The following is a 20402-nucleotide window of genomic DNA, read 5'->3' on the forward strand; positions in this document are numbered from 1 at the left end:
CAGTAGACGATCTGTGGACATCAGTAGAGGTTGGTCACCGCTCAGTGGCCGAAGAGTGAGACGACCGCGGCAACCACGCCGCCGAGCCCGACGAGTGCCCCTATCTGCGCGAGCGGCCAACGCCCCTGCTTCAGGGATTCCACTTCGGCCCGGAGCGGCTTCAGCTCGTCCTCACGGATCTTCTGAAGTTCCGCCTCCATGTCGATGCGGAGCTGGCGGACATCGGCGTCTGTGCGGGAGGTGCGCTCGACGAGGATGCCGAGGGTCCCCTTGATGTTCTCCAGACCCGTGTTGATCTCCCCTCGTAGCTGCGCTAGCTCGACGGCGACGTTCGTGGTCGGGTCCGGGGCCGCGGTCACGACGAGTCCTTGGTCTCCCCGTTCGGCACCCGCCAGACGATGCCGAGGGCGCCGAGCACGGCCAGTCCGATGGTGACGCCTTCGGTGCCCGTCACGGTCCCGTCGCTCAGGGCGGTGGCCAGAGTTCCAGCGCCGGCCGCAACGGCGCCGGCGAGGGCCTTGGCGTAGGTGGGCAGTTTCATCGGTCAGGCCTCCTGCGGCTTGGTGACGGTGACTTCGACCTGGAGGCCCTGGAGCTTGGCCAGGAGAGCGGCCTCCAGGGCGGCCGGGTCGAGTGCGGCGAGCGCCGTCTGGAGGGCCTTGACGCGGGTGAGGGTCTCACGGATGCCCTCGACCTGGGTTTGCTGCGTGTACGCGGCGGTCCAGGTGGTGTTGTCGAGGGTCTTGCCGTCGGGCTTGTAGTAGTCCGCGTTGTTGTACGGAGGCCGGGCGGCCGGGATGACGTCGTCACCCCAGATGCGGTCCAGGTCGCTGTTCTCGAGGACGCCGTCTCCCGCAATGAGCTTCGCCACCACGGCGTTCGCGACCTTCTGCACGTCGTCGTCGGTCAGGGCCACGTCGGTGTCCTCTCCTGCCGCCCAGGCGGCCATCTCGGCGCGGCTCGCGAACGCGGCCACGTTGGTGTCCAGCGGGGTGGATGTGTACTGGTGGATCAGCCACTTCGCGGTGATGTCCGGCTTCCCGGGCTTGCCGTTGTACTGGGCGATCCACAGGCCGTCTCCGACGTACGAGGTGGTGTCCTTGGTCAGCCAGAACTGCTGGCCCGTGTAGAGCAGCACCTTGTTGTTCGGGCAGAGCACCTTGACGGCCTTGATGAAACGGTCCTTCTCCGCGTTGCTCGGGAAGGTCTTGGTGGCCGGGTTGGTCTCCCAGTCGCAGGCGAGGATGTCGCCGGCCTTCGGCGCGGCGTGCTGCACGAAGTACTCGGCCTGCGCCTGGATGTTCCCGGCGACGAGGAAGTGGTAATGGCCGACGACGCGCGCGTTGGTGCGGGCGCGGGTGACCTGGGCGGCGTGCCGGGGGTTGGTGTAGTTCGTCGACTGGGTGGCCTTGACGATGACGAAGTCGACGTCGGTCAGGTCGTACGTCTCGCTCTGGAAGTTGGAGACGTCGATGCCCTTGATCATCATCCCTGGGTCTCCTTCCGCTGGCGTGGCCGATTTCTGCGGGAGCCGAGCCCGAGGACCTTGCGGGCGATGGCCTCCGCGGCGACCTCCCAGGCGGTCTGGATGGAAGGACCTAGGTCCTCCCAGGCCGGCATGGGCTCTCCACGGTGGTTCTTGCCGCCAGTCGAGCCGCCGTATGCGGCGTAGGCGTCTCGGGCGAGTTCGCTGGGGTCATGTCGGGTCATCAGAGATCGGTCTCCTCGCCGTTTCGGTAGACCGTGACCTTCGAGTCGGGGAAGGCGGCCCGTACGTCAGCCATCTCCTGCCGCATGGACAGGGCCACGTCGGTCTGTGTGCCGAGGTGGTCGAGGATCCCGTAGACGACCTTGGGCGAGTCCTCGCAGCCGGGGCTGTTCTTGATGCCCTCGGCGTAGTTGCTCGCCCAGATGCCGATGATCCTCAGCTCGTGCTTGGTCAGCGTCACGGTGGCCGTGTCGTCGGCGTCTGCCGGAGTTGCCGTTGAGCCGCACTGCGGGCAGGCGCGAAGGGGCTCTCCTTCGGGGTCTACCTCTGTGATCTCTCGGCAGTGGCAGCAGAGTAGGCGCATGGCGCCTCCCTTCGATGGTCAGGCGGGGATCCACACCCCGCCGCGGACGAAGCCGTGTATGTCGCAGCAGCGCCACAGGAGGCTCGGCTCCAGGTGCAGTGGGTCGCGGGAGATGAGGGTGTGCTTGCTGGTGCCCGCTCCCACCCACTGGCCGTGCACCGTCCGGTCGTCGGGTACGCCGGCCAGAGCGGCGCACCGGTGCCAGAACATCGGGTTCGCGTCGCCCTCGATCCAGCCGTAGTAGAGGTCCTCGGTCAGCTGCGTCAGGCCGGCAGTTTCCAGGCCGGGCCAGTCGGTTGGGGGCTTGCTCCGGTCGACGGAGGGCATCGCCGTCTCTTCTCAGGCGCCGAGGACGAGAGACCGGCTGGTGAGGTTGCTGTAGTCGGCGCGCAGCGTCACGAGGTCGAGGCCGGCGCGGTCGCGGCCGGTCGTGGGATCGAGGAAGTCGGCTGGGTTGAAGACGACCCAGGCTTCGTCGCCGTAGACGTCCCACCAGCGCCAGGTGAGGCGCTGGACGCAACCCCACGTGACGGCGTCGAGGCCCTTGCGGTCGTACGCGCCGAGGGTGATGCAGTGGCCGCCGAGCTGCGGCGAGCGGCGGGAGACGTCCCAGATCTCGTCGCCGTTGAACTGGTCCTCGGCGGCCTGGGTGATGGTGACGCCGACGTAGATCTGTCCGAACAGGTTGATGGCCTGCTTCAGTTCGGTGTGGTCGTCGATGTTGATCCGGGTGTATGCGAGGTTCTTCTCGCCGAGGAAGCCGCGGCGGTGCCAGTAGGAGAGGACGTCCTGGCAGACGGCGCCCCTGTCGGTGGATGGGTCGCCGGGCCGGTAGCCGAAGTGGCCGTAGTACTTCAGGCAGTCGGCGGTGTTGATGTTGAGGGGGCGCCGTTGCCCGGCGTAGGCGTCGCCGATCCGTTTGTGGGCGAGTGCGGCCACGGTGCAGTCGCCGACCTGGTCGTTGCCGAGCATCCCCCAGGCGTCGGCCGGGACCGGGGTGAGCCAGTCGGCGGACGCCGGAGGTGCGGCCAGGTCCGTGGTGAGGACCCGGGAGAGCTTCAGGTGCGGGCGGTTGGTGTCGTGGGGCAGACGGCCGCCGCGGAAGGTGATGGGCAAGGCTCCTCCAGGCATGAAAAAAGCCCCAGGTGGGGGGCGTTGGGCGGCTGGTGCGTGAAGAAGGTCAGGAGGGCGTCATGCTGCGCGTCGTGTACGCCGTGAACCCCTTGGTTCCGGTCACGCCGGCGTAGCGGGACGTGAGGAGGTCGACGAGCTCCTGGAGGAGGGCGTCGCCCTCGGCCTCGGTAGAGGAACTCTCGACGGTGATGGACACCTGGAAGGCGGTGACGGAGTTCGCGTTGTAGCGGCCGGACACGGTCCAGGTCGTGTCGGACTGGGACGTCTGAGGCGCGTCGAGGGGCATGCCGAGGGCTCCTATGCCGTGTAGGTGGTGACGATGACGACGCCGTTCGCGCCCGCTGCCCCTGCGACAGCGGACTGGCTGGCGCCATTCGACGGACCGCTCGCTCCGCCGCCGTACTGGTAGCCCGCGAAGCCGCTGGTGCTCGTGGCGGCCACACCGGTCGCGCGGCGGATGTTCGAGAGGAATGAGCTGCCGCCGTTGTTGAACTTGATCGGGATGGCGCTGATCACCTGCCCGTTTCCGCCGTCGCCACCAGGGATCCGGATATCGCCGCCGGTGCCGCCGCTGCCGCCGTTGGAGGCGCCGTTGGAGACGTTGGTGCTGGTGGCGGCTGCGCCGCTGCTGCCGGACCCTCCGAGCGCGGTGATGAGTGAGCCGAAGGAGCTGGTGCCGCCGTCGCTTCCCGCGTTGGCGCCTGCGCTTCCGGCGGTGCCGCCGGTGCCGACGGTGACGGCGACGCTGGACCCGGCGGCGGCTGGGGTGAGCCAGCCGGCGGCGTACTCGCCACCGCCGGCTCCCGGGGCGCAGGCGGCTTGCCCGGAGGTGGTGGCGGCCACTCCCCCGGAGCCGCCTCCAGCGCCTTGCACCTGGACGTGGACCAGGATCGCGTTGGCGGGCCTGGTCCAGGTGCCGGAGGTGGTGAAGATCTGCCGGTCGACGCCGCCGATGATGATCTGGTCGGCGTCGGTGGCGAGGGTCTGGAGGTGCTCCCAGATCCGGGTGTGGTCGGTGGACTGGGGGTAGACGATGCCCTTGGAGGTGGATGCGGTCATGACGAGGTACGCCTCCAGGAAAGCGTCAGGGTGAAGGCCGCGGACCACGAGCCGCGCCCGGCGAGGTGGATGTACGGGTCGTCGGAGCTGACGGTGATGCCGATGCCGCCCCGGGTGCCGTCGATGAGGGCCTGTCCCCACGAGGTCGGCAGCGTGAAGGTGCTTGAGGACCCGATGGCCAGCGACGGGCCGCTCGTCGACTCGTTCAGGGTGGCCGCCCCGGAAGGCCTGCTCGTCTGGGTCACGAGCCGCAGGGTTGCCGCGCGGGCGGCGAAGTCACCGGCCGACAACCGCTTGATCTTCACGGTCGCCTTGGTGCAGGTGGCGCCATTCAGGGTGTGTGGCTTGCTGCCGTAGAAGGCGACGCCCGTGTTCCTGCCGAACGACGAGCCGGAGTAGCGGCCCTGATACAGGTCGAATGAGTTCGTCGGGTCTCCGTCGGAGCGCCAGCTGCCGTCGCGGTAGCAGGAGGTCGCGGTCGGCACGCACGTCAGGGTGCCGGTCGTCACGGTCGGTTTCGGAGACGGTGCCGGGTCACCGGTGCTGGGCTGCGCGCTGTCCGCCGGCGGCGGCGTGCTGGGCGTCGATGTGGGGGCCGCGGGTACGACGCTGATGACGTAGTAGGTGCTGCCCAGGCGGCCCATCAGCAGGATGTTCCCGGCGGCGATCGTCAGGGTGGTCGCTACCCGTGCGGTGATCGTGATGCCGCCAACGCTGACGAGGCAGGCGTTCCCGGACACCGCGGTCAGCGCGACACCGCGCACCATGCCGGTTCCGGCGAGGCTGAGCCGGGTGTCCGCGAAGTCGGCCATGAACCCTCCCCCGCTACAGGACGCGCACGGTCAGGCTCTGCTCGCCGGGCGAGTAGGGCAGTGACAGGGACTCGATGGCGCACAGCGCGTTCGTCAGGCCGGCTCCGGTGACCGTGATGATGTCGCCGGTGACGAGGCCCGGATGGGGGACCATCGTCACGCCGAGCCGCCGGAAGGCCTGCCGGCGCAACAGGATCATCTGGGCGGCGGCCGCGGTACGGCACTGGTCGACGGTGGTCAGCAGGCTGGACTGGTACGGGTACGGGACGGGCAGCGGGTTGAAGGGGCCGCCGTACCGGAACGGGGAGGTTCCTGAGCTGTCGTACGCGACGCCCTGGATCTGGTTCCCGGACGAGTCCTCGCCCTGGGCGACGACGACGTTGAACGCACCGTCACGGCTCGTGGAGCCCTGCCAGCGCACCACCGTGCCGGTAGAGGCGTCGTCGGTGATGGACAGCACCGACGAGCCGGCGTCGCTGACGGGCTCGATGAGGAGGAATCCGTCCTCGGTGACGCGCTCGGCCGCGCCCCACGCGTTGAGGACTTCGGTCACGGCGCCCAGGCGGTCGCTGTCCCACTGCATCCCGAGCGGCACCGACCGGTCGACGAGGGATCCGTTGAAGGACACCGTGAGGGCCGGTTCGACGAGTGCGCGCACGACGGAGCCGAGGGTGTCGGTAGAGGACGGCTGGAACGGGACGACCAGCTTGGCCTCGTCGATGAGGGTGAGCAGCCCCTGGCAGGTGACGGTGACCGTGTCGCCGTCGGCCGACGAATCGGTGATCAGGAACCAGCCGCGGTTGATCCACTCGGTCGTGCCGCCGATGTCGACGCCGAAGTCGATGCGGAGCATCTGCCCGTATGCGGCGAGGGGGTGAGCGGGGTCGGTGCCGGGGTCCCAGTCGAAGCCGCGGTCACGGCGCGGGACGGTGAGGGTGACCTGCTCGGGGATGCTCAGAGACCGGTCGCGGGTCTCGCCGCCGTCGCTGACGGGGATGCCGTCGGCGAGCAGCTGGCCGCCGAGCCAGGACTCGGCCCGGATGTCCATCGTGTAGGAGCGCTGCACGACCGCGAGCGCGGTATCCGACATGGAGAGCATGTCAGGGGCCGAAGTCGTAGAGGGCGATGGCCAGGAGGTTCGTCGTGAAGAAGTTCGCGATGTCCTGGAGCGTCGAGAAGTTGTCGGCGATGTCCTGGAGGGTGAAGCCCGCGGCCTCGAGGACATCCGGCCATGCCTCGACCTCGACGGTATCGAGGTCCCACATGCGGAACGGGATGGTCCAGGTTCTGCGCTCGTCGTCGTCGAGGAGTGCGAGGTGTCCGTCCACGCCGGAGAGGGTGACCTGCTTGCGGATCATGATGGTGCCCTCGGTGGCGTTGTCGAGGACGTCTTGCAGATCGTCGCCCGCGTCGTCGGTGTCGGTGGACACGGTTACGGTTGCCTGTGGTGCAGAGCGCTTCTTGCCGACGACGATGATCCGGCCGCCGACGTTGAACTGGGTGGCGTCACGGGTGCGCTTCTTGTCGGCCCACTCCTCGATGAAGACGGCCGCCCCGACACCGCGGATCGCGTCCGAGATGACGTCGGAGGTGACGGTGGACGTGATCGGTCCGGAGAAGACGGTCCACTGCGTGCCGTTGACGTCGGTGAGGATAGCTACGTAGTTGAGGCTGACGCCGAAGGGTTGCTCTGCGTCGACCCGAAGCAGCGAGGACTGGCCGGTGACGTCGATGCCGCTGGCGGCGCGGACGGCGGTGAGGTCGGTGCCGACCTGCCGGTAGAGCGTCGCCGTCACGATGTCGTCGCCGGTCAGGCCGGTCGCGCTGACGAGGTTGCGGGGCGGGAACACGCTCTGTGCGGTCGCGTTGATGTCGCTGGAGGCTTCGCGGATGCGCAGGACGGCTGCCGCTCCGGTGGTGGCGGCGGACAGGGTCGCAGACGCGGTGGGCGCCTGTGTTCCCGTCCCGGCACTCACCGGCTGGGCTGAGGCCATGCCCAGTCGGGCTGTGTTGCCGCTGGCCACTGCGTTGTCCAGGCGCTCGGTGACGACGCCGAAGGTGATGCCTGTCGCCGCGACACCCTGCGCGGAGAGCGTCACCGACGAGCTGGGGAGCGCATATCCGATCACGGTGAAGTCGCCGACCGCCCACGTCAGGGCTGTGGAGCATGCCGCCGAGAAGCTGGTGCCGGAGATGGTGTCATCGCCGTTCGTGTACGCCCACCGCCAGCCGGTCCCGGCTGTGCGGGACAGTGTGACAACGCACGCTCCGATCATCGACCCGGTGGACCCCGAGGGGATCGCGGTAGTCGGTGCCGCTTCGCCACCGACGAGCACCCGTACGAAGAACGTGACCCGGCGTGGGCCGGTCCCGCTGCCGAAGGTGCCCCCACCTCCGGAGGAGGAGCCTGCGAGCGTCCACCCCGAGGGCGTGGACGGGACGTTGTCGTTGGGGTGCCCGGAGACTACTTGGAGGATCGCGAGCATCCCCGCTGCCGCTCCGCTAGGCAGCCCGGGACTGACCGTGTCGGTGTGGCTGGCCGTCGCCCCGGTGAGGGAGTAGGAGATCGTCACCGGCGGCCCACCTTCGCTCGATACGCCTGCCGCTGCTCGGACTCGCTGATCATCGGCTTGACGGTTCCCTTGATGACACCGAGGAGTTCGCCGGAGTCGAGGACGAGCTGGCCGGTGAACTCGCCACCGCCGACCGGCGCGAAGCCGCTGGAGCCCATGGCCTGGGCGAGGCGGTCGAAGGCGGCGTCCGCGCTCGCCGCGCGGGCGGTGGTGGCGAGGCGGCGGGCGGCCGCCGCGACGTGGGGTCGGTGGTCGTCCATGCCGCGGACCATGCCGAGGGCGAGCTGCTTGCCGACCTCGTCCCGGAACACCTGCGACGGGGACTTGATCTTCAGCTTCTTCTTGATGGACTTCACCAGGCTGTCGGCCAGCGTGCTCATGGCCTTCTCGAGGTCCTTCTGCTGGGCCTTCAACCCAGCAAGGAAGCCCTCGCCAGCGTGCTTGCCGGAGTCGTACATGGTGTCGGCCATCGACTTGCCGAAGTTGTCGGCCAGCTTGTTGCCCGACTTCACCAGCCCGTTGAGCTTGCCGATGTCCGTCGTCGTGACGTTCTTCGCGCCGAGGATCGTCGCGAGCTGGCTGCCGGGGCCGGCCTCGGCGAGCTGCGCGAGGAGCTCCTTCGAAGCGCCGCGCGCCTTCAGGGACTTGGTGAGGTCGGCGAACCCGGAGACGGTCTTCTGCCCGGACTGCATCTGCGAGATGAGACCGCCGACGGAGGTGGCCGAAGTCCCGGAGATCGACAGGAAGTCCCTGATGTTCGAGGACTGGTCGGCCGCGTACTGGTTCGCGGCCTTGATCGTGGCCCCGACCGAGGCCTTCTTGTTCGCCAGGGACTGGAGCTTCTCGCCGGCCTTGATGACCTGGTCGGTGAACTTCTTGCCCAGACCGGCGTTCTGGAGCTTGCCGACCATCGACTTGATGGCCGCGGCGATCGCCGCGGCCGTCCCGGTGGTCAGGGTCTTCTTGAAGCCATTGTTGATCGAGTTCTCGACCGCGGTCTTCGTGCGCCTCTTGGCGTTGGCGAGTTCCTGCTCGGCGGCCTTCAGCCGGGTCTTCGCGGCCTGGATGCCGTAGTGCCTTTCCTGGGCCTCCTCCAGGTCCTTCTTCGCCTGGTTCACCCGGGCCTGGGCGTTGGCGACGGTCCCGGAGGCGTAGCCGGGCAGCCGGATGCCGTGCGTCTTCGCGAAGGCGATGGAGTCCTCATGGTTGAGGACGTCCTCGCCGCCGCCGAAGTTCACCAGCTCGGCGCCGCGCTCGCCGACCCAGGCCAGGCCGCGCGCTGCCCCCCGGGTGCCCTTCGCGTACCAGTGCGGGGACCGCGACAGCCACGCGCTGTATGCGCTGAGGGGGTTGCCGTACCGGGAGGCGATGTAGGAGAGGCCCCACTTGATCTGGGTGGACGCGCTGGTCTTCCAGTCCGAGCCGGCCGACGCGTACTTGCTCGCGGGCAGCGCCTGGGCGATGCCGTACGCGCCTGAACTCTTGTTGAGAGCGCGCTCGTTCCAGCCGGACTCGCCGTTCCACAAGTTCTTCAGGGCGGCCCACTGCGGGCCGGACCAGCCGCGGGCGGAAGCGAGGACCTGGCCGATCTTCTGGTTCGCCGAGGAGCCGCTCCCACCACCACCCAGGCCGAGGAGCCCCAGGATGTCGCCGCCCAGGCCACCGAGCGCCTTGAGGGCCTTGGCGGGCAGCGCGGAGATCGAGACGAGGCCCTTCTTCGCGATCGCCGCCAACGCCTTGGGCAGGCTCCCGAACACCTTCTTCGCGATGGCCGTCCCGGAGGTCTTGGCCATGCCCCTCATCAGGCCGGATACCAGGTGGCCGCCGATGCCCATGAATACACGGCTCGGGCTCTTGATCCCGAAGAAGTGCTTGACCGCTCCGACGACCGGGTCGACCAGGTACTTCTTGATCCACGACCCGATGCCCTTGACCGCGCCGACGATGCCGGCCTTCATGCCGGACACGAATGCGGAGCCCTTGGACACGAGGATCGTGCCGAAGTTGCTGAAGGCGTTCCGGGCCGGGTTGATGACGTGGGAGGTGGTCCAGCTGCCGAGGCCCTTCGCCCCGTTCACCACGCCGTTCTTCATGCCGATGACGAAGTTCTTGCCCTTGCCGAGCAGCCACGAGCCGGCGTCGGCGAACGCATCGACGGCCGGTTTCCCTGCGGTCCGCCACGCCCAGGAGCCGAGTCCCTTCGCGGCGTCGACGGCACCGGTCTTGAGGCCGCTGACGAAGCTGCGGCCCTTGCTCAGCAGCCACGACCCGGCGGTCTTGAAGGCGTCCACGGCGGGTTTCCCGGCGTTTCGCCAGACGAATCCGCCGAGGCCCTTCCCTGCGTCGGCGATGCCGCGGCCGAGGCCCTTGACGAAGTCGCCGCCCTTGCCGAGGAGCCAGCCGCCGATCTTCGCGAACGGGCTGAGCATGCCCCTCGTGAACGAGATGACCTTGCCGGTGACGTAGGAGGTGCCGTTCTCGATGCCGGTGCCGATGGCCTTGGGCAGTAGCTTGGCCTGCGTGCTCAGGCGGCGGGCGGGGCCGAGAACGAACCGTTCGACGATGTCCTTGGCGAACCCCTCTGCGGCGGGGAAGGCGTCCTTGAAGGCGCGTGCGATGCCGCGGCCGACGGGCCCGAAGGCCTTTCCCAGGGCCTTCTCGACATAGCCGCCCAGCTTCCCGAAGCCTGACAGCAGCGGCTCGAAGACCTTCAGGAAGGGGATGTGCTCGAAGACCTTCCCGAGGACTCCCGCGAAGCGTCCGATCGGGATGACGCTGAGGATGGCCAGCACCGTGTCCCAGGCGTGCTTCTTCCAGAAGGACACATGGAAGAGAGGCTCGAAGAGGTTGACGACGAAGCCGATGGCGAAGGGGAGCGCCTGGCCGCCGATGGCCTTGCCGACGTCGACGAAGTCGATTTTCGACAGCGCTCCGCCGAGCTTCTTCGTCAGGTCCGCAGCGTGCTTGCCGACCCAGCCGATCGCCGTCCCGAGTGCCTTGCCGAGGACGCTGCCGATCTTGCCTGAGTCGATGCCCTCGATGCCGCCGCTGACGGCCTTGCGGATCGTCTCGCCGAACTTCTGTGCCGCCGACTTCTGCGGCGTCACCTTCGCCTTGGCCAGCGGAGCGGTCAGCCCCGATCCGCCGTGCGGGCCCGCGAATTGCTCGACGGTCGCGATGCGCCCGTTGGACGGGGCGACCTGGCCCACGTCGTAGTGCGGCATCGGCGCCAGCGCGGGCCCCTTGGCCTTCGCGCTGGTCTGGCCGGAGCCGAGGTGCGGGGAGGTGCCGAACAGGCCGGCCGCGAGGTCGGTGGCGGTCTTCGAGGTGCCGGAGAAGCCCTTGAGGAAGTCGCCGACGAGTCCCTTGACGGTTGAGAAGCCGCGTTCGATCTGAGCGACGGGGACGAGGCCGGCCATCGTCCGGCCGAACTTCGCGGCGGCGGGCATGGCCTTGTCGTTGAGGAAGCCGACGAACCCGGTGACCGGCGGCAGGATCTTCGTGCCGAACCGTACTGAGAGCGACTCCAGGCCGCTGACGAGGCGCTTCCACTGGGCCTCTGCGGTCTTACGCTGCATCGCGACGGCGTCGTCGAACTTGCCCGCGGAGTTGTTGACCTGGTCCTGCTTCTTCTTCAGGACGTCCAAATTGTTGATCAGGGTGATGATGCCGCTGGAGGACCGGCCGCCGCCGAACGCCCGGGACAGGATCTGCGACTGCTGCGCCGCGCTGAGCCCGCTCGCGTCGAGGTGGTCCTTCAGCAGCTGGATCGCACCGATGAGGCCCTGCGGTCCGCGCATCGCGGTCGCCAGGTCGATCCCGGTGAGCCCGATTTTCTTCAGCTGCTTCTCGGCCGCCATGCTGGGCGCTCCGAGGAGGCTGAAGGACATACGCAGGCGGGTCGCGGCGTCGGTCGCGGGGACGCCTTCGTCGGTCATGAGCGCCAGGGCGGCGCCGACCTGTTTCAGGGAGAGACCGAACGCCTTCGCGCTGGGCAGGATGCCGGTGCCGATCGCGGCGTTGAAGTCCTCCATGCGCATGTTGCCCGCGCCGATGATCGCGTTGACCGTCGACACTGCCTCGTGGAAGGACCCGGCGCCCTTGATGCCGGTCCGCCACGCGCCGGCGAGGGCATTGGTGGTCTCTTCGAGGGAGGAGCCGCCCACGGCCGCCAGGTCGGAGGCCTGCCGCAAGGCCTTCATCGCCTGGACGTTGTCCATGCCAACGGACTTGAGGTGGTACAGCGAATCGGCGAGCTGCTCGGGGGCCTGCTGGACCTTCCCGCCGAGCTTGAGGACCTGGTCCGAGAGGACCTTGACATCCTTTGCGGTGCCGCCGGCCTGCGTCGACACCTTCGTCATCGACGACTGGAAGTCCGACGCCAGCTTCCCGGAGACGATCGCGAATGCGCCGAGGGCTAGGCCACCGACCTTCAGGCTCTTGCTGATCGCGGCGCCGAGCCCGGCGGTCTTCCTCTCCAGCGCGGTCGCGGACTCGCCGACTCGGACGAACGTGCGCGACGCCTGGTCCCGCGCGACCAGGTCGTAGAGGACCCGGGTGGCGAGCGTGGACATGCCGCGTCACCTCCCCACGAGGGGTCAGGACGCGGCGGTGCCGGTCAGCGAGTCAGGCTCAGACGATCTGCTTGGCCACGCGGTCCATGGCCTTGTTCACGTTCGACCGGGTGCGCAGGCCGAGGGGCCGCACGGTCTTGTAGAAGTAGGGCGAGGGGTCCTGCTTGACCCACACCTCGCGGTTGCCGAACACGGGGTGGCGCCACGGCTTCTTCAGGCCCTCCATGTACGACTGGAGGGCCTTCTCGTGTGACGGCATCTTGCGGCCGTCGACCCGGATGCGGACGCCGGCCAGCTTCCCGGTGGGCCGCACCTCGAGCTTCACGGCCTTCGACATCCGTCCGCGCAGGCCGTCGGCGGTGTAGCCGCGCTGGGACGGGATCTGCCGGATCGCCTGCCGCACCGCGGGCACCATGGGCTTCGCCGCGGACCGGAGTTCCTTGCTGAACTCACGCTGGAGGCGCTTGTTGCCCATGCTGCGCAGCTCGGCAGAGATCCGCTTGAGGTCCTTGCCCGTGCGCATCTGGAAGCTCGCGACCATACGACCTCCCTTGATCCAGTTGACCGGGTATGGGGCCGGTGGGACGATCCCGCCAACTGTGGTGAAAAACAGGGGGGATGAGAATGAGCAGCGACACCAGAGCTCAGGCCGGCACGCAATGCTCCCATTGCGAGCAAGCGGTGAAGCCCGTCGAGAAGAAGGGCTTGCAGCACTTCCTCGGGTGGGTCGCCCTGCTCCAGCTGGGCGCCGTGGTCGCCGCGGTGGTGACCGCGTTCCACTCGTACGACCCGGATGCGGCGACTGGGATCGGCCGGCTGATCCTGTGGCCGGGCGCCGTCCACCCCGTGTGGCTGTCCATCGTGGCCGCGGTCGCGGCGTTCCTCACTTGCGCAGTGCTCGCCGGCCGTGCCGGCGGACGCGCGGAGAGGAACGCCACGTGCCCGATGTGCGGTCTGCGGCTGGCCGATCCGGTGCCTGCCCCTAGCGCCTAACCCGTGGGCGCGGGAGGGTCCTTGGCGAGTTCGTCGCACACCACGGCGAGCGCGTCGAACTCGTCGAGGGTCAGCTGACCGATGTCGTGGGGTCGGTACTTGAATTGGTAGGCGAAGGGTCCGAGGTAGCGCCAGTAGCGGGACTCGGGATCGTCCCACTCTGGCCAGACTCGGGCGTAGGGTCCGCCGGCACCACCTCCGACGCCGCCCCGTCACCGGTCTGCTCGCCCGTACCGTCCTGCGCCTCGTCGGGGTCGACGAACTCCAGGTCGAAGTCGGCGTAGTCGAGGCTGTCAAGGTCGGAGTACCTCAGCTGCTCGCCCGCGCGCTTCTTGGCCAGGTAGATCAGGAAGGCGAGGCCGTCCGGGTCTGATTCGTCGATGGCGGCGAGCCACTTGGGCGGCGTGAACCCGGTGTACGTCTTCAGTTCGCGGGCTTCGGCGACCAGGAGCCTGGAGCCGTCGAACTCGTACTCGGTGCCCTCTACGGTCAGCTTGACGATCACAGGGTGGTGTCCTTCGAGATGATGCGGACCTGGATGACGGGGTTGACCTCGTCGCTGTAGGCCTCGAAGTCGGTGGACATTGAGACGATGTCGGGGCCTCCGACGTTCGGGGAGGCCGCCTTGAGCTTGATGGCCGGCAGGATGAACTCCAGGGTCTCCAGGTTGCCGCTGCCCGCGTCCGCGCCGGTCAGGGTCAGGACCAGGGCCTTGGTGGTGTTCGAGCTGAAGACGTCGTAGAGCTCGGTCTTGCTGAACTCCGCGCCGAGCGACCCGGTGATGGTCGGGGTGTCGTTCTCCAGCTGCTCCGCCTTCAGACCGGAGTTGCCGATGCCGTAGCGGTCGGCTGCGAGCGGGGCGGCTCCAGCGATGCTGAGGTCGTTGATGATGGTCGCGACCGCGGTGTTGCCGCTCACCGTGGTCTTCCCGCTCGCGGTGGTCGCGGTGCCGCCCAGCTTGAGCGTGGCGGACGCGAAGCTGAAGACTGCCGCCCCGGCTGCATAGGCCGGCGCGGCCAGCGCGGTCGCTGTGTCCTCGCTGCGTCCGTCGAACGTGAGCTTCAGGGTCGGGATCGCGTTGTCGGAGAGGCTGAACTCCCAACTGGTGATCTTGCACCCGGCGAAGGTGAACGGCCGCACGGTGCCTGTGGACGGCTCCGGCCGGCCGACCTGCACGGTGAGGCCGAGGCCGCGGTGGTCACCGGGGACGTGGACCTGCTCGTACGCGGTCGAGGTGCTGATCTGCGTCGCGGTGGCGGAGGAGGCCAGGGCGTGCTTCCACAGCAGGCCCATGGTGCGGGTGCTGTGTTCCATGGTGACGTCGCCCGACACGCTCTTGCGAGAGATGGTGACGCGGGCCGCGCGCTTGTACTTGGTCCCGACGCGGAGTCCTGTCGGCTCCAGGAAGGTGGGGTCCAGCTTCAGCGATTCGTCGTTGAACTCGTTGGCGTGGTCCGCAGTGACCAGGGTTCCCCAGGTGGTCTCCTGGCCGTACATGAACTGTGCGTCGAGACCGGTTCCGGTCGTCATCAGTCCTCGCCACCCTTCTCGTCATCGGCCGCGGTGCTGGCCTTCTTGGCGCGGGGCGGCGGCTGCTCGGCCACCCACCGAGACTTGGGGAAGGCCCGCTTGGCGTCGCCCTCGCCGCACACATACGCGTCGTCGATCTCCTCGAGGGGACCGGGGACGGTGATGATCTGGCCCGCGTCGACGGGCAGGCTGTTGGGTTCGCCGGGGGGCGCGTACAGGTGCACGGCCTCCCCGAGGTTGCGCAGGCGTACGGCGCCCATCGGTTTCCTCCAGGCTCAGGGGTCAGATACGGGTGCTGCTGGTGAGCGTGAACGGCATACGGCCTTGGATGCCGCGGTCGGTCTGTTCGGTGTGGAAGGTGTGCTCGGCGACGGAGCAGATCGTCGGCGGAGGCAGGCCAAGGGACGGGTTGGCCCGGACGACGGCCTCGACAGCGCCGAAGATGGCGAAGGTCCGCATCCGGCAGGCCTTCACGTCGGTCGAGCCGCGCCGTACGAGGACGGAGCAGACCAGGGCGATGTCCTCGCTCTTCGCTTTCGCGCCCAGGCCCGCCCACTGCTGGGTGGTCTGAGTGGTCATGAACTCGCCGTCGGGGTCGCCGTCGTAGCCGACGAACACCCACTCGGTGGCCGCGGAGTCGGTGACGAGGGGCCCGTCGACGATCTGGACGCCGTCCAGGTCGGCTGACGCCTCGAGGGCGGCGATGAAGGCGTCGATGAGTTCGGGCACGCGGGAGGGTGAGGTCATGTCAGGCCATCCCGGGGAGGTGGTTGCCGAGCAGTTCCACGGCCCGGTTGGGGATCGCGTAGCCGGCCGGGATGGCCATCTCGCCTCCGCCGCCGGGAACTGCCTCGGCCCGGCCTCGCTGCGTCTCCCACACGTGCTGGAGGATGATGAGACCGGCGAGCAGCTCGTTAGCGGGTACCTGCGCCGGGCCGGCGCGGTAGGTGGCGGCGACGAGCCCGGTGAGTGGGGCGCCGGACAGGACGGTGACCCGTCCGGTCACGGTGTTGACGTGCATCACGGCGGGGTCGACCGACCAGGTGGCAGAGCCGTCGACAGCGGCGATGCTCGTCAGAGAGACGACCGGCACCGAGCGGAGCAGAAACGACGTGGTGCCCTGATCGAAGTCGAACTCGTCGATGAAGACGCGCTGTTCGACGACGTGCCCGGTCTCGCGTTCCAGCGGGAGGGTCACGGCGTCCATGTACGTCTGGAGCTCGAGGTCCTGGCTGTCGTCGCCTGCCTGAAGGTTCAGCTGTGCCTTGGCGGCGGCGAGCGTCATGATGGCCATGGCGTCCTTTCAGACCGCATACCAGCCCCAGGCGGTGCCGTTGTAGAGAGCCTGGACGCGCAGCGACTGGCCGGAGGCGACAGCGACGGTGGCGGTGCCCGAGGTGCTGCCGACGCCGGTGATCAACTGTCCGGAGAACGCTGCGACGGTGAGCGTGTTGGCGCCGACGTTGCGGAAGATGTACTCGACCGGGTTGACGTCGGCGTCCGGGAGCGTGCCGGTGAACGCTCCACTGCTGGTGTCGCACACCAACGTCCGATCGAGCGGGCCAGCGGTGAAGGCCCCGGTCTTGCGGCTGATCGCGCGCGGCGCCTGCCCGTTGATGATCTGGATGCCCGTGGGGTGGGCGATGCTGACGCCGGCGGGGTTGTACAGCCCGGTGAGGGTGAGGGTGCCGACGGCGGCCATCAGGGCTCCGACGCCGTTGCCGTCGATGTTGGGGGTGGACGACTCGGTGGACAGCTGGATGTCGACGATCGGGCCGTCGCCGTTGGAGCCGGGCCCGATGATGTACACCTCGTGCTGGCAGGCCTCAACGGACGCGGACAGCACGCGCATCGAGTGGGCCGCGCCGACGCTGCCCGCGTAGGTTCCCACCGGGCAAAGGCCTGCCCAGGCGTACAGGGCCATGATGCGGCCGATCAGGGTGTGCTCGCTGAAGAAAATGGCGTAGGTGAAGCCGCCCTGGATGCTCAGGTTGTCGACGATGCTGAGGTCGTTGTTGCCGGGCGCCGGCATGAGGCAGCCGATACTCAGGCCGGTCCCGAAGACCCCGGGGCTGGTGTAGTCCGTACTGCTCGGAACGACACCGATCGTGGAGACCGAGACATCCCTGATGTGGGCGTTCGCGCACCCGAAGAAGTTCCAGGCGCCCCGGGTGAGGCCGTAGGCGCTGTGTGGGACCAGGAACGCCATGTTGCTGATCATCGGCATGGTGTTGCTGAAGCGGCCTCCCACGCCGTAGGCGAGGCCGTTGGAGGCGCCCTCGTTGGGCCCGCTGATGATGCCGGGGTTCCCGTTGGCGTTGATGTCGCTGAGCTGCGCCGACGTCGAGCTGTAGAACCCGAAGCTGATCCAGGTGCCGCCGCTGATCTGCGGGACGAGCTGCTCCCAGTGACGTACGCCGGCGCCGGAGCCGTCGCTGCGGAAGTGGGGGACCTTCTTCCCGCCTGTCGTGGCGTCGGGACCGAAGACGACTTGGCCGTTGCCCGACTTGCTGGTGTCGAGGGGCCCGTCCAGGATGAAGCCGCCCGTCGGCGGCGTGTACACCTCGGAGTAGGGATGCCCGGCGGCGCGGTAGGCCGTCGCTGCGGCGTTCGCAGCCCGGATGGCCGTGTAGTTGTTCGTGCCGAAGATGACGATCGCGCCGGTGGCGCTGGTCGGCGGCGCGGCCGTCAGTCCCATGCTGGTCGGGCTGTTGTAGCTGGAGAACGTGGTGACGAACTCCGTGACGCCGGTCGGGCCAGCGCCGTGGATCAGAACGGACTTGCCCACGAGGCCGCTGTGGAAAGGGGCGCTGGTGTTGCAGTTGACGACTGGCACCCCCGCCGTGACCGCGCCGTCGGTGACGATCTTGGCGTCGCCGACGGCGCCGAACGCTGGGTCGGTGATGTCGAACACCCATGGCTTCGACTGCCCGAACCGCGGGTCGTCGCCCGCAGCCACGGTGTCGGCGCCCGTGCCGACGTCCAGGACGGCTGCGCCGCCCAGACCGAGGTGGGTGCGGCCTGCTGCCTTGTCAGGGACGTCCGCAAGGTTCGCAGCCTTGGCCAGGTAGGCAGCAGAGACGGCCGTAGCGTCGATGAGGGTCGAGAAGCTGCCCGCGACGGGGTCCGGGACCACGACGTCCGACAGCTTCACGCTGGGGGTGGCCTTCGGGAGGCTGATGTACCGGATCCACGAGGCGGCGTTGGTCAGCACCGCGCGCACCGTGTACGTCCACCCGGTAGGGCTCATGCCCGTGGCGTCGGTTGCCACGAGGTCAACGGAGAAGGATCCGTCGACGAGCTCGACCGGTGGCACCTCGCCGCCGAGGAGGACGTCCTCACCGGCGATGGTGACCACGTCCGGGCCGCTGAAGTACAGCGTGCCCTGGATGGCCGTCCCGTCAGGCAGCTTCAGCGGCTGCCCGGACGAGACGGTGACGGTCTCCACACCGGCGGGGAACGGCACTGGCTCAGGCCTTGGTCTCGCCGTCGGCCGTCCGCTGGGACGCGGCGGTCTTCTTGGCGGGTGTCGCCTTCTTCGCCGTGGTCTTCGCCGGTGCCGTCTTGGCGGGTTCGGCCTTCGGTGCCGGATCGGGCGCGCTCTGCGTGACGGCGGCGGCGGTCTCTGTTGTCAGGGCGCGCGTCTCGGCGTCGTCCGGCTCGGTCGCTGTCTCGACGTCCTCGTCATCCGCGAGGGGCTCGGCCATGCCCGCTGCGCACATGCTGGCGGCCTCGTCGTCGGGCAGCTCGACCGTGCCACCGCGCGGCGGCCACGGCACTCCGTTTCGTGAGCCGGACACGGTGGTCTTCATACGGATCTTCATGCTTCCTCACTGGATGTAGAGGACCAGCTCGGAGGAGCCGGTGCCGGAGCGGTCGACGAAGATGCCCGTCGTGAAGTCCACGGCCGGGATCGAGCCGGCCTGGCTGCCGTTGGCGACCAGGCGCACGATCGCCTTGATCGCCCCGCTGGCGTCGGTGCCGTCTCGAAGGGTCACGTCGGCCGAGGCCGCGCCGCCGGTCTCCCGCGCGGAGAACCCGACGAGCGTGCACGCCCCCGTCACGGCCTGGACGTCGGCCGTATTCGTGGCAAGAGGGATCGCGCGGGCCATCAGGAGGCCAGAATCCCGGCGTCCTTGAGCGCTGCCGTGATGGCGTTCAGGCGCGTGACGATGGTCGCGAAGTTGTTGTTGATCGCGGCCTGAGTCGGCGTCGCGGTGACGTCGACAGTGCCCGCCGCGGGCGTTCCCGCAGCGCTCGTCAGGTCCGCGAGAGCAGCGCTCACGGCGAGCGCGAGATCGGTGCCGAGTACTTGCTTGCCCTTGGCCATGGCGTCTCCCAGAGGTCTCGCAGGGGATGGCCGGAGGCGGGTGTGCCGCCTCCGGCCGGAGAGTTGCGGGTCAGGAAGCCCCGCCGGCGAACGTCTTGACGGCGCCCGTCAGGTCGACGAGGGCGCCGTCCGCGCGCATCAGTGCGCGGAAGGTGACCAGGTCGGTGTTGAAGGCGTAGTCGTCGGAGCGCTCGAAGCGGATGCCGCCGGCCAGGCGCACGAAGTACTGCGACATGTCGCCGAAGACGACGGACTTCGCGGACAGTCCGACCGCGGCGACGTTGGGCTCCGTGAGGACCGGCTTGCCGAGGATCGTGTCCGGGACGCCCGCCTGGAGGCCCGGCTGCCAGATGTACTGGCCGGTCGTGTCCTTCAGCTTGCGGGCGTTGGCGATCGACGAGTCCGCCATCATCCACACCGCGGCCTCGGAGCGGCGGTACGGGGCGATGACGGAGAAGAAGAGGTCGATCAGGTTGTCCGAGCTGAACGCGCCCGTGACGCCGGTCGCGCCGGTGACCCCGGTGGTGGCGTCGGTGACGACTCCGCGGGGCTGGCCGGTGCCGGTGCCCGTGATGGCGTGCGCCCCGAAAGCGTTGCCCAGGGCCCTGCCGGCCTGCATGGCGAGGTAGCCCTCGAGGTCGACGCCCGTGTCGTCGAGGAGCTCGCGCGAGACCTGGATCAGGGCGCCGTACTTGAAGGCGCCGAGCGGGACCTGGCCGAAGGTCGGCTCCGAGGCGCCGATGGCGTTGCCCTCGGTGACGATCGCCGCGGTTGAGTGCGCGGTGGTCTTCGGGATCTGGATCGTCTCACCGGAGTCGGTGTTGAGGATCGTCGCCCCTGACTGGAGGATCGCGCTCGTCTGGATGAGGTGCTGGACCAGACGGTCGTAGAAGTTGGTCGGCACGGTGTTGCCGCCGGCCGTCGCGGAGCCCTTGGTGAGGCTACGGACGTCGATCGGCCCCGCCGGCTTGACCTCGTAGAAGCGGGGGCCCTCGCCGCGCATCCAGTTCCGCAGTTCGGAGGCCTGCTGGCCCTCCGGGGGCTGCGGGCCGGTGCCGCGCTGGCCACCGCCGGCGCCCTGGCCGCCACCGCCGCCGTGAAGCCGGTTGAAGGCGTCGTCGGCGTCCTTGGCGCGCTGCTCGGTGTCCAGGGCGGACTTGATGCGCTTGTCGAGGTTGTCCAGCTCCTCGGACATGACGTCCCACTGGCCCTGCTCTTCGGCGCTGAAGGCCCGGTTCGCCTCGCTCGCCGTGTCGGCGAGGGCCTTCATCTGCTCCCAGACGTTCGCGCGGCGGCCGCGGAGCGTCTCGACCATCGTTGACATG

General features: G+C 68.9%; 25 protein-coding genes. 1 reads left to right on the forward strand and 24 read right to left on the reverse strand.

Annotation, left to right across the window (positions count from 1 at the left end; all coding sequences use genetic code 11):
• Nucleotides 1–41: 41 nt before the first annotated feature.
• The 14 genes from ABZT17_RS34865 to ABZT17_RS34930 all read right to left on the reverse strand — a co-directional run bounded on the left by ABZT17_RS34865 (nucleotide 42) and on the right by ABZT17_RS34930 (nucleotide 12765).
• Nucleotides 42–359, reverse strand: coding sequence for a hypothetical protein (locus ABZT17_RS34865; RefSeq protein WP_356355014.1), 318 nt, complete (start codon nucleotides 357–359; stop codon nucleotides 42–44).
• Nucleotides 356–541: a hypothetical protein gene (locus ABZT17_RS34870; RefSeq protein ID WP_356355016.1), complete on the reverse strand. Its 186-nt coding sequence runs from the start codon at nucleotides 539–541 to the stop codon at nucleotides 356–358. Before ABZT17_RS34870 ends, ABZT17_RS34865 begins: the two co-directional genes overlap by 4 nt.
• Before the next feature lie 3 nt (nucleotides 542–544).
• Nucleotides 545–1489 (reverse strand): glycoside hydrolase family 25 protein, encoded by a 945-nt coding sequence (locus ABZT17_RS34875; RefSeq protein ID WP_356355018.1) that lies wholly within the window; start codon nucleotides 1487–1489, stop codon nucleotides 545–547.
• Nucleotides 1486–1710 carry a hypothetical protein gene (locus ABZT17_RS34880; RefSeq protein ID WP_356355019.1) on the reverse strand — a complete coding sequence of 75 codons (225 nt, stop codon included), beginning with the start codon at nucleotides 1708–1710 and terminating at the stop codon, nucleotides 1486–1488. Before ABZT17_RS34880 ends, ABZT17_RS34875 begins: the two co-directional genes overlap by 4 nt.
• Nucleotides 1710–1949, reverse strand: coding sequence for a hypothetical protein (locus ABZT17_RS34885; RefSeq protein ID WP_356355021.1), 240 nt, complete (start codon nucleotides 1947–1949; stop codon nucleotides 1710–1712). Before ABZT17_RS34885 ends, ABZT17_RS34880 begins: the two co-directional genes overlap by 1 nt.
• Nucleotides 1950–2090: 141 nt before the next feature.
• Nucleotides 2091–2399, reverse strand: coding sequence for a hypothetical protein (locus tag ABZT17_RS34890; protein WP_356355023.1), 309 nt, complete (start codon nucleotides 2397–2399; stop codon nucleotides 2091–2093).
• 12 nt (nucleotides 2400–2411) lie between these two features.
• On the reverse strand, nucleotides 2412–3188 hold the full coding sequence (locus ABZT17_RS34895) for a hypothetical protein (protein ID WP_356355025.1): 777 nt from the start codon (nucleotides 3186–3188) through the stop codon (nucleotides 2412–2414).
• 64 nt (nucleotides 3189–3252) lie between these two features.
• Complete coding sequence (locus tag ABZT17_RS34900; RefSeq protein WP_356355026.1) at nucleotides 3253–3492, reverse strand: hypothetical protein; 240 nt, start codon at nucleotides 3490–3492, stop codon at nucleotides 3253–3255.
• 11 nt (nucleotides 3493–3503) lie between these two features.
• Nucleotides 3504–4265, reverse strand: a complete 762-nt coding sequence (locus ABZT17_RS34905) for a hypothetical protein (RefSeq protein WP_356355028.1) — start codon at nucleotides 4263–4265, stop codon at nucleotides 3504–3506.
• Entirely contained in the window at nucleotides 4262–5077 is an 816-nt protein-coding gene (locus ABZT17_RS34910) for a hypothetical protein (RefSeq protein ID WP_356355030.1), read from the reverse strand. Before ABZT17_RS34910 ends, ABZT17_RS34905 begins: the two co-directional genes overlap by 4 nt.
• A gap of 13 nt (nucleotides 5078–5090) precedes the next feature.
• Nucleotides 5091–6167 (reverse strand): DUF5047 domain-containing protein, encoded by a 1077-nt coding sequence (locus tag ABZT17_RS34915; RefSeq protein ID WP_356355032.1) that lies wholly within the window; start codon nucleotides 6165–6167, stop codon nucleotides 5091–5093.
• Nucleotides 6168–6177: 10 nt separating this feature from the next.
• The gene (locus ABZT17_RS34920) at nucleotides 6178–7650 is read right to left on the reverse strand and encodes a hypothetical protein (protein WP_356355034.1); all 1473 of its coding nucleotides are present in this window, start codon (nucleotides 7648–7650) and stop codon (nucleotides 6178–6180) included.
• Entirely contained in the window at nucleotides 7647–12224 is a 4578-nt protein-coding gene (locus ABZT17_RS34925) for a phage tail tape measure protein (RefSeq protein WP_356355036.1), read from the reverse strand. The genes ABZT17_RS34920 and ABZT17_RS34925 overlap by 4 nt, the downstream gene beginning before the upstream one ends.
• Before the next feature lie 58 nt (nucleotides 12225–12282).
• Complete coding sequence (locus ABZT17_RS34930; protein WP_356355038.1) at nucleotides 12283–12765, reverse strand: hypothetical protein; 483 nt, start codon at nucleotides 12763–12765, stop codon at nucleotides 12283–12285.
• Between the two features lie 164 nt (nucleotides 12766–12929).
• On the opposite strand from ABZT17_RS34930, the gene ABZT17_RS34935 reads away from it, so the two are divergent.
• A complete protein-coding gene (locus ABZT17_RS34935; protein ID WP_356355040.1) occupies nucleotides 12930–13217 on the forward strand; it encodes a hypothetical protein in 288 nt (95 codons plus the stop codon).
• Between the two features lie 70 nt (nucleotides 13218–13287).
• Here the strand turns inward: ABZT17_RS34935 and ABZT17_RS34940 are convergent, their stop codons facing one another.
• The 10 genes from ABZT17_RS34940 to ABZT17_RS34985 form a co-directional block, all read right to left on the reverse strand.
• A complete protein-coding gene (locus ABZT17_RS34940; protein ID WP_356355042.1) occupies nucleotides 13288–13722 on the reverse strand; it encodes a hypothetical protein in 435 nt (144 codons plus the stop codon).
• Nucleotides 13719–14747 carry a phage tail tube protein gene (locus ABZT17_RS34945; protein WP_356355044.1) on the reverse strand — a complete coding sequence of 343 codons (1029 nt, stop codon included), beginning with the start codon at nucleotides 14745–14747 and terminating at the stop codon, nucleotides 13719–13721. Before ABZT17_RS34945 ends, ABZT17_RS34940 begins: the two co-directional genes overlap by 4 nt.
• Complete coding sequence (locus ABZT17_RS34950; protein ID WP_356355046.1) at nucleotides 14747–15007, reverse strand: hypothetical protein; 261 nt, start codon at nucleotides 15005–15007, stop codon at nucleotides 14747–14749. Before ABZT17_RS34950 ends, ABZT17_RS34945 begins: the two co-directional genes overlap by 1 nt.
• Before the next feature lie 22 nt (nucleotides 15008–15029).
• The gene (locus ABZT17_RS34955; RefSeq protein WP_356355048.1) at nucleotides 15030–15494 is read right to left on the reverse strand and encodes a hypothetical protein; all 465 of its coding nucleotides are present in this window, start codon (nucleotides 15492–15494) and stop codon (nucleotides 15030–15032) included.
• A 1-nt stretch (nucleotide 15495) separates the two neighbouring features.
• Nucleotides 15496–16041 carry a hypothetical protein gene (locus ABZT17_RS34960; RefSeq protein ID WP_356355050.1) on the reverse strand — a complete coding sequence of 182 codons (546 nt, stop codon included), beginning with the start codon at nucleotides 16039–16041 and terminating at the stop codon, nucleotides 15496–15498.
• Between the two features lie 9 nt (nucleotides 16042–16050).
• Entirely contained in the window at nucleotides 16051–18213 is a 2163-nt protein-coding gene (locus tag ABZT17_RS34965; RefSeq protein ID WP_356355052.1) for a hypothetical protein, read from the reverse strand.
• 4 nt (nucleotides 18214–18217) lie between these two features.
• Nucleotides 18218–18571, reverse strand: coding sequence for a hypothetical protein (locus tag ABZT17_RS34970; RefSeq protein WP_356355053.1), 354 nt, complete (start codon nucleotides 18569–18571; stop codon nucleotides 18218–18220).
• A gap of 6 nt (nucleotides 18572–18577) precedes the next feature.
• Nucleotides 18578–18859 (reverse strand): hypothetical protein, encoded by a 282-nt coding sequence (locus ABZT17_RS34975; RefSeq protein WP_356355055.1) that lies wholly within the window; start codon nucleotides 18857–18859, stop codon nucleotides 18578–18580.
• Complete coding sequence (locus ABZT17_RS34980) at nucleotides 18859–19077, reverse strand: hypothetical protein (RefSeq protein ID WP_356355057.1); 219 nt, start codon at nucleotides 19075–19077, stop codon at nucleotides 18859–18861. The genes ABZT17_RS34975 and ABZT17_RS34980 overlap by 1 nt, the downstream gene beginning before the upstream one ends.
• Nucleotides 19078–19147: 70 nt before the next feature.
• The gene (locus ABZT17_RS34985) at nucleotides 19148–20401 is read right to left on the reverse strand and encodes a phage major capsid protein (RefSeq protein ID WP_356355059.1); all 1254 of its coding nucleotides are present in this window, start codon (nucleotides 20399–20401) and stop codon (nucleotides 19148–19150) included.
• Nucleotide 20402: the final 1 nt, after the last annotated feature.

Origin of the sequence: Streptomyces sp. NPDC005648 (assembly GCF_040605395.1) — a bacterium.
Lineage (GTDB): Bacteria > Actinomycetota > Actinomycetes > Streptomycetales > Streptomycetaceae > Streptomyces.